The sequence below is a fragment of the Pseudomonadota bacterium genome, assembly GCA_030859565.1.
Classification (GTDB): domain Bacteria; phylum Pseudomonadota; class Gammaproteobacteria; order JACCXJ01; family JACCXJ01; genus USCg-Taylor.
Genome location: JALZJW010000152.1, coordinates 1 through 7,976, shown reverse-complemented (window position 1 = coordinate 7,976; position 7,976 = coordinate 1). Strand labels below are relative to the sequence as shown.

Genomic DNA, 7,976 nt, shown 5'->3' with positions numbered 1-7,976 from the left:
ACGAACCGCGGGCCAAAAAGCGACGCGCGAAAAACTATCACTTACTAACCAAGCCTCGTCACGAGATGCGCGTGCCACCCCATCGCAATCGTCCTAAATCAGCCTTATCTTAGCGCCATTCGGGTCAGATCCAACGCGCATCCGGTGACGCTGATCCACCTGGTGACCAAAAATAGTAAAAGGAGGAATGAGGCTCGCATCATCTAAGAGTCCAGAGACCACGGTCGTACACACGGGCAACCGGAAAGCCGGGCGGATTTCTGTCTTTAAGCCACTGGTCGTAGTACCAGCGCCGGTTCGGCGCCGTGTAGCTGGACATCGACCACGGCGCCTTGAAATCCTTGCTTGCGAAGAGCATCGCGAGGGCGCCGTAAATGGTGAAGTACTTGCCGCCCCAGTTCTCGTGCAACCGCACAAAATTCTCCATGCCACCGCTGTAGCCCGTTGCCAAAGAGGTGGGAACGTTGCCGGCGACGACCACCGTATTGACGGTACTGCTCGAGGCCCTGCGACTGCCGATAAGATAGGTCGAATACTTATCGTTCCAGGAGTTCGAAAAAACGTTCACGGCATCAGCGACCACCGCGGATGAAACGCGCGTGTAGCCGGGCGCAACCGGGCTTGGTCTATCCGTGGGCGGAGTGTACGGTCCGGCATCATTATTCGACGGCGTGTCGGCGTCGGTCGTGGAGCCAGTATTATAATCGCCCTCGATGTAGATCGCGTGCTGGGTAACGACCGTGAACCCGTCCGCGGGCAGGCGGGCGCCATTCGTCAGCTTGAGCCCGAGGGCATTGATGCTGGAAACCCGGACCGGCGGCGTCAAGCCCCTGCGATCGTAGATATTACCTCCGATGTTTGGGCCGCTGTTATCTTTGAAATGAATGAGGAGGCCATCGCCGACGTTGACATTGTCGGTGATGGTGGCGCTCGCATAGTTCGCCCGGATGACATCAACGTCCATCGTAACAGCGCGGACATATCCGCTTTGGCGCCAATCTTTGAGCGCAGTGTCGAGACGGAGCGCCGCCTGGATGGCCTGATACTCCGGCGTATCACTGGTCAGAGGAGTATAGGCGCCTTTGTAAATGGCGAGAGCGGTCGTGAATCCGGAGGTCGAGTTTCCGGCCGTTGTCACCTCGATGCGATAGTCAGCGTTATTGCTGAAGCGAGCGCTGGTCGTTGGATCGATACGAAGCGAATCCGTCGCGGGGTTGACGACTTCTTCAACCATCTCGTGATAGCCGTCGTTATCGGGGTCTCCGTCCCTGTCGACGTGCAGGTTCGTATCGTCCTGTAAAAAGCCCTGCTCGAGATCGCCATTGAGGGTATCGACCAGTTTCCTCTCTTCGCCGCGGCGAGGCGGGTTGTTGGAGTCCCAGTTGTCGTCGAGCCCGTCGTTGTCGATGTTCCCATTCACAAGAGGATTATAGCGCAAATCATTCGGCCGGAAATCCAACTGGTGATTTCCGGTGAAAGTGACTTCTCTAATAAAATGCAGATCGTTGTTGGCGGTGAAAAGATCCCCGCCGACATACACCGAACCATCAATATACATTGGGGAACCAGGATGGATCTCGGTCATGGGCTGCGTCGAAAACATAAAGTCGTCAAAGAGGTTTTTGCCCGAACGAACAAAGGTGCGCTGCAAGGTCACCTTGTTATGAGGCTCCGCGGCCGGATAGGAAACCGTGGCTCTCGCCAGGTAATACAGGCGGCTGCGCAGGACGGAACGGGTCCCGTTCTCCGGCTTGGGGGCATGGCCGGGCCAGCCATGGGCGCCAACATTGGATCGGCGGCGACGACCGTCCAATCTTGCAGCATCAATCCAGCGGGCACGGGCAACTCAATGGAAGTCGGCGCCGACAAACTAAGGGTGAGAGCCTGCGTGGGGAGCCCGGCGTCTCGCTCGACAGCGTCCGGGACAGAGATCATGGCGATCCGCCATTCATCAAAAAGGTGCTCGAGAACCGCATCGGCATGGGCAATGGCCGCGCCGCGATCCACGCTGCTGCGCGCCAGCCGCGCCTGATTGGTCGTGACCGCAAAAATGACGCCGAGCAGACTGGAGACAACCGTCATGCTGAAAAGGACAGCGACCAGGCTGCTTCCGGACTTGTCGCGTATGGTATTGTTCCTGAACATGCGCTTTGTGATCGCAAGGCGCGTGCTCTTGGTCGCCGCAGAAGTTTGTATATTCGCCACAGGAGAAATCCGAAGGCAATTTGCGGCGTGGCGATCGCTGGCGGGTATCGAACGCCTCACGATCAACGATGACGCCGCAGCCGACTTCGGTCGGGCACCGAGTTCCACCCGCCCGGAAATTCCGGGGATCAGCAAAGTCATTGTTCCGGGGTCCAGCGAAACAGACTGGCAATGATTTCCCGGCGAACCGCTTGGAAATCGCTCGCCCGAGCGGTGGTCGTTACGACAAGGCGCTCTTGCGCACTCAAATCCACGATCGCAATGCTCGCGTTGAATAGCCGCCCGCTAGCCGTGTAAGCGAAAATAAGTTCAGTGCTGCCCGTCTCGCCGAACATGAACGGATTTTTGTATCGAGTAGTGAACTGGGCTTCGCCGGCCGCCGCGGGAAGGAAAACAGCGGCCCACTTCTTCGGGTCTTCGGCACCCTTGTCGGCGGGAGACGGCTCCCGCTTGTATAATTGGAAGCGAGCCTCAGCTTCGGCGACTTTGGACGGGAAGAGTCGAAGCTGGGTTCCGCCCCCGCTCATGTGCCATTCTGCCGGCGGTTCATACGAAATTTTCCTATCGCCATCCATGAATGTGGTGGTGGGGATTCTCAGACCCTCAAGCACTTTAAAGCTTTGAACCGGAGTCAAATCCAGGGCGTGACCGGAAACGCCAACGAAGCCGGCCGCAAGAAGGAGCGAAAAGAATGAAGAGCGCATTATCTAAGTGTCCAGAGACCGCGTTCGTAGACCCGGGCCATGGGAAACCCGGGCGGATTCCGATCTCTGAGTAAGTCATCGTAGTACCAGCGCCGATTGGGCCCCACGTAGATAGCTGCTGCCCAAGGACCCTTAAAATCCCTGCTTGGAAAAAGCATCCCCAAAGCACCGTAAATAGTGAAGTACTTGCCGTTCCAGTTCTCGTGGAGGCGAAGACAATTTTCGACGCCTCCGCTGTACCCACCCGCCATGGTCGTGGGCACGTTACCGGAGACGACGACGGTATTTATGGTGCTGCTCGACGCCGTTCGACTGTCGATGAGGTAAGTCGAATACTTATCGTTCCACGCGTTGGAAAGGACGTTTACGGCATCGGCGATTACGGCGGCTGGAACACGCGTGTAGCCGGGCGCGACCGGGTCCGGTTTATCGAGGGGCGGGATGTACGGCAGCGCATCATTGTTCGAGGGCGTGGCGGCGCCGGTCGGGGAACCAGTGTTATAGTCCCCCTCAATGTAGATTGTGTGCTGGGTGACGACCGTGAAACCGTCCGATGGCAGGCGGGCGCCATTCGTCAGTTTAAGACCCCGGGCATTGATACTGGAAACAGGAACCGGCGGGGTCAACCCAGTTCGATCGTAAATGTTTCCTCCGATGTTCGGGCCGCTGTTGTCTTTGAAATGAATGAGGAGGCCATCGCCAATGTTCACGCTGTCAGTGATGGTGGCGGTGGCGTAGTTCGCCCGGATAATATCAACGTCCATTGCGACCGCGCGCACATAGCCGCTCTCGCGTTGGTCCTTGAGCACGGTATCCAGACGAAGCGCTGCCTGAATCGCCTGGTATTCCGGCGTGCCGCTGGTCAGTAACGTGTATGCGCCCTTGTAAATATCGAGGGCCGTCGTGAAGCCCGCGACGGGGTCTCCACTCGTAGTCACCTCAATCCGGTAATCGGCATTATTGCTGAAACGATCGCTTGTCGTCGGATCGATTCGAAGCGGATCGCCCACCGGGTTGACGACTTCTTCAATCATCTCGTGAAATCCGTCGTTGTCGGGGTTGCCGTCGGCATCGACGTGCAAACTCGTGTCATCAGTTAAAAAGACCTGTTCGAAATCACCGTTCACGGTATCGATGAGCTTTCTTTGTTCTCCGCGCCGCGGCGGGTTGTTGGAGTCCCAGTTGTCGTCGAGGCCGTCATTGTCGATGTTGCCATTGACCGCAGGATTATAGCGCGAATCGTTCGGGCGATAATCCAGCTGGTGCATTCCGCTAAACGTCACATCTCTGACGAAATGCAGATCGTCGTGCGGGGTGTAAAGGTCCCCTCCGAAGTAAACCGATCCGTCGATATACATTGGCTGAGTCGAAGCTATCTCAGTGATGGGTAGCGCCGAGAATACGAAATCCTCGAATACGTTGCGCCCCGAACGGACAAAGGTGCGCTGTACCGTGACTGTATTAATAGGCGCGGCGCCAGGATAGGAAACCGTGGCTCTCGCCAGGTAGTAAACACGGGTGCGCAGGACGGAATGGGTACCGTTCTCGGGTTTTGGGGACGTGGTCAGGTCCGCCATGGGCGCCAGCATTGGATCGGCAGCAACGACGGCCCAATCCTGCAGCATCAATCCAGCGGGAACGGGCATCTCAATGGAAGTTGGCGCGGACAAGTTGGCAGTGAGAGCTTGCGTGGTGAGCCCCGCGTCACGCTCTTTAGAGTCCGGCAGAGAAATCATCGCGATTCGCCATTCATCGAAAAGGTGCTCGAGGACCGCGTCGGCATAGGCAATGGCTGCGCCGCGATCGATAATACGCCGCGCCAGGCGGGCCTGATTGGTGGTGACCGCGAAAATCACACCGAGCAGACTGCAGACAACCGCCATGCTAAAGAGCACGGCTACGAGGGTGCTGCCACAATGACGGTGTTTCATACCGGAGATCAGTTTGCGGCTGTAACGCGGTGGGGGATGAGTCCCCAACACGGAACGGCATAGGCTATTCATCCCAGGCCCAGCGGAACATGCTGGAGATCACTTCACGGCGCATTGTTTCAAAATCGTTTGCGCGGGCGATGGTGGTGGCGACGAAACGTTGTTGCTCATTCAGGTCTGCGATCGCGACGCTGGCGGAAAAGCGATTCCCATTCGCCGTGTAAGTGAAAAGGAATTCGCGGTTGCCAATCGGGCCAAACATAAACGTGTTCTCGTATTCCTCGCCCGCCTGAATGTCCTCAGCGCCGTCGGGAAGAAGGGTGGCGGCCCACTTCCTTAGTTCCTCCCTGGCATTCGCGTCTGGAAGCGGTTTTCGTTTGAACACTTCAAAGCGAGCATTGCACTCGGCGATCCTGGATGGGAACAGCCGAAGCTGCGCTCCGCCACCGCTTAGTTGCCAACCGCTCGGCGGCTGATAGGAAATTTTTCGATCTCCATCTTTGAAGGTGACGATCGGCACTTTAAATCCCTCGAGCTCTTTGAAGCTTGGGATCGGAGTCATGTCCAGGGCGCGCGCCGTCGCCCCGGCAAGGCGGGAAGCCAGGAGTAGCCAAAGCAATGGCGCACGCATGTATCCCTAAGGATTGGAAACGGACCAGAGACCCCGTTGATACACGCGGGCGACTCGGAAGCCGGGCGGATTGTTGTCTTTGAACATTTCATCATAATACCACCGGCGATTGGGGGGCGAGTAGTCGGCGTTGCTCCATGCATTGGTTGCGTCCTTGCTCGCATACAGGAGCGCGATGGCGCCGTAAATCGTATAGTACTTTCCCGACCAGTTCTCGTGGAAGCGGGCGAAATTTTCGACGCCGCCGCTGTAGCCTTTGGCGAGCGAAGTGGGCACGTTCCCCGCCACAATCGCGGTGTTGACAGTGGTATTCGAAGCAACACGACTGCTCCGGGCGAGTGGGGAGTTCGCATCGTTCCACGCATTGGAGAGAATGTTCACGGCGTCGCCGACGACCGCGGACGGAATGCGCGTATAGCCGGAAGCCACCGGGCTGGGCTTGTTCAAGGGCGGGGTATACGAGCTGGCAGTATTTGATGGAGTGCTTAACGGGTTGGACGAACCGGTGTTGTAATCGCCCTGAACATAGACGGAATGCGGGCTGACGACGGTGAAGCCGTCTTTGGGCAGCTTCGCACCGTTGGTGAGTTTCAGTCCGCGAGCTTTGGCACTGGTAACGTTGGTCGGAGGCTTGGTGCCAGCGCGATCGTAGATCTTCGCGGGAATGTTTGAGCCGCTCTTGTCTTGATAATAAAAAACCAGGCCATCACCGTCGCCGACGGTGTCGCTGAGCTTGTTGTTTGAGTAATTTACCCGGATCGCCTCGACGTCCATGGTCACTGCGCGAACATTGTCACCTGCACGTTTGTCATAGAGCGCCGTGTCCAGCCGAAGGGCTCCCTGAATGGCGGTGTAGGCCTCGTTACTGCTGATCAGCGGGACCGTGGAAGCCCCTTCGTAAATTTTCAAGTCGGTCACCCACTTGCCGGAACCGTCTTTGCGGGTAGTCACCTCGATGCGGTAATCGGCATTGTTGGCGAAGCGCTCGCTGGTGGCAGGATCGAGCTGCAGCGGATCCGTCGCCGCATTGACCTGCGGCTCGATGATTTCATGATAGCCGTTGTTGTCCGGGTTTCCGTCACGATCGATGTGGGTGCTCGTGTCATCGTCGAGGAAGGCCTGCTCGAGGCTGCCAGTGGGCGTGTCGAGAAGGCTTCGCTGGTCTCCGCCCGTCCGGGGCGGATTGCTCGGGTCCCAATTGTCGTCGAACCCGTTGTCATCGATGGTGGGATCGGTCCCATTCCGGGAATCGTTCGGCCGATAGTTGTTGGTGTGAGTCCCTGTGGTTGTCACGTCATTCATGAAATGCAGGTCGTTGTGGGCGGTGTACATGTCGCCGCCAATGTAGACCGAGCCATCGACATACATGGGGGCGCCAGGATGCAGCTCCGTCTTCGACTGCGTCCCGAACAAAAAGTCTTCGAATAAGTTGCGGCCGGCGCGAACAAAGGTCCGCTGGACGGTCACGGTGTTGTTATTGGCAGGCCCCGGGAAGGAAACAGTGGCGGTTGCCAGGTAGTAAAGGCGGATTCGCAGGGTGGAAAGGGTGCCATTTTCCGGCTGGGGCCGCTTGTCCGAGGAATCCATCGGGGCGAACATCGGAGAGGCCGCACGAACCGCCCAATCGACCAAAACCAGGTTTTGTGGAGGCGGCAGGTCGGTGGTGGTTGGAGCGGACATGCTGGCATTGAGTTTATCCGTGGAAAGCCCCTCCAAACGGTCCGTCGTGTCAACGACGCTGACCATCGCGTTTCGCCATTGATCGTAGAGATGCTCCAGGACGGCGTCCCCATAGGAAATGGCGGCGGCGCGATCGACGCTGCGGCGCGCGGTTCGGTTTTGGGTCGTGGTGACAGTAAAAATGACGCCGATGAGGCTGGAAACCATCGCTATGCTAAAAAGCACAGCAACGAGGCTGCTGCCGGAGGAGTTTCGTTTCATATAGGTTAAGTTAATTATTATTAGAGAGAAGAGTCGGTTGATTGCGCGGCGGAATGGTTGTCTGGAGAGTGGTCGTCGCGTTGCCGAAAAGGCGGGCGCTGTACTGCGAATCGTAGGCTTCCAGGGAAACGCGGAGCTTGAGCGCATCGGTCGAAATGGCGCCGACTGGAAAGAGCAACGAAAACGGCCGGGCCGAGGTCACGTTGCCGCGAATGACGGTGAACTCGTTAATCTGCGCTCCAAAGAAACTGGAGTGCAAGCGCAGCTCGCCGTTCCATACTACGTAAGCCGAACGGCGAAAGAAATAAGCGGTAGTGATGATGTTTACCGGATCCGTGGTAAGGGTAAAGCCGACCCTGGGGACCGCCGTATAGCCATCGTTTACTGACTGAGTGATCGTCACAGTGCCCGTGGTGCTTCCTGAGGTTGGCGGAACAGGCACGCTCACAACGTCGTACTGCATGCTGATCAGCGGCATGAAGATTTTGTCACCCACCCGTGGCAGGAAAAAGTCGCTGCCGGTCGCGAACTCAAATTGCATCGTATCCTGCAGAGGAACCGTAT

At 57.5% G+C, this 7,976-nt stretch carries 7 protein-coding genes; 1 reads left to right on the top strand and 6 read right to left on the bottom strand.

The window, feature by feature from the left end:
- Positions 1 to 199 precede the first annotated feature (199 nt).
- Positions 200 to 1,813: a hypothetical protein gene (locus M3436_17425; protein MDQ3565803.1), complete on the bottom strand. Its 1,614-nt coding sequence runs from the start codon at positions 1,811 to 1,813 to the stop codon at positions 200 to 202.
- Positions 1,814 to 1,815: 2 nt separating this feature from the next.
- Between M3436_17425 and M3436_17420 the strand changes: the two genes are divergently transcribed.
- On the top strand, positions 1,816 to 2,277 hold the full coding sequence (locus tag M3436_17420) for a hypothetical protein (protein ID MDQ3565802.1): 462 nt from the start codon (positions 1,816 to 1,818) through the stop codon (positions 2,275 to 2,277).
- A gap of 65 nt (positions 2,278 to 2,342) precedes the next feature.
- On the opposite strand, the gene M3436_17415 is transcribed toward M3436_17420, so the two are convergent.
- The 5 genes from M3436_17415 to M3436_17395 form a co-directional block, all read right to left on the bottom strand.
- On the bottom strand, positions 2,343 to 2,732 hold the full coding sequence (locus tag M3436_17415) for a hypothetical protein (protein ID MDQ3565801.1): 390 nt from the start codon (positions 2,730 to 2,732) through the stop codon (positions 2,343 to 2,345).
- Between the two features lie 176 nt (positions 2,733 to 2,908).
- Complete coding sequence (locus M3436_17410; protein ID MDQ3565800.1) at positions 2,909 to 4,792, bottom strand: hypothetical protein; 1,884 nt, start codon at positions 4,790 to 4,792, stop codon at positions 2,909 to 2,911.
- Between the two features lie 112 nt (positions 4,793 to 4,904).
- Entirely contained in the window at positions 4,905 to 5,471 is a 567-nt protein-coding gene (locus tag M3436_17405; GenBank protein MDQ3565799.1) for a hypothetical protein, read from the bottom strand.
- 6 nt (positions 5,472 to 5,477) lie between these two features.
- The gene (locus M3436_17400; protein ID MDQ3565798.1) at positions 5,478 to 7,412 is read right to left on the bottom strand and encodes a hypothetical protein; all 1,935 of its coding nucleotides are present in this window, start codon (positions 7,410 to 7,412) and stop codon (positions 5,478 to 5,480) included.
- A 10-nt stretch (positions 7,413 to 7,422) separates the two neighbouring features.
- Positions 7,423 to 7,976, bottom strand: a 554-nt coding sequence (locus tag M3436_17395) for a hypothetical protein (protein ID MDQ3565797.1), incomplete at its 5' end; no start/stop codon positions are given.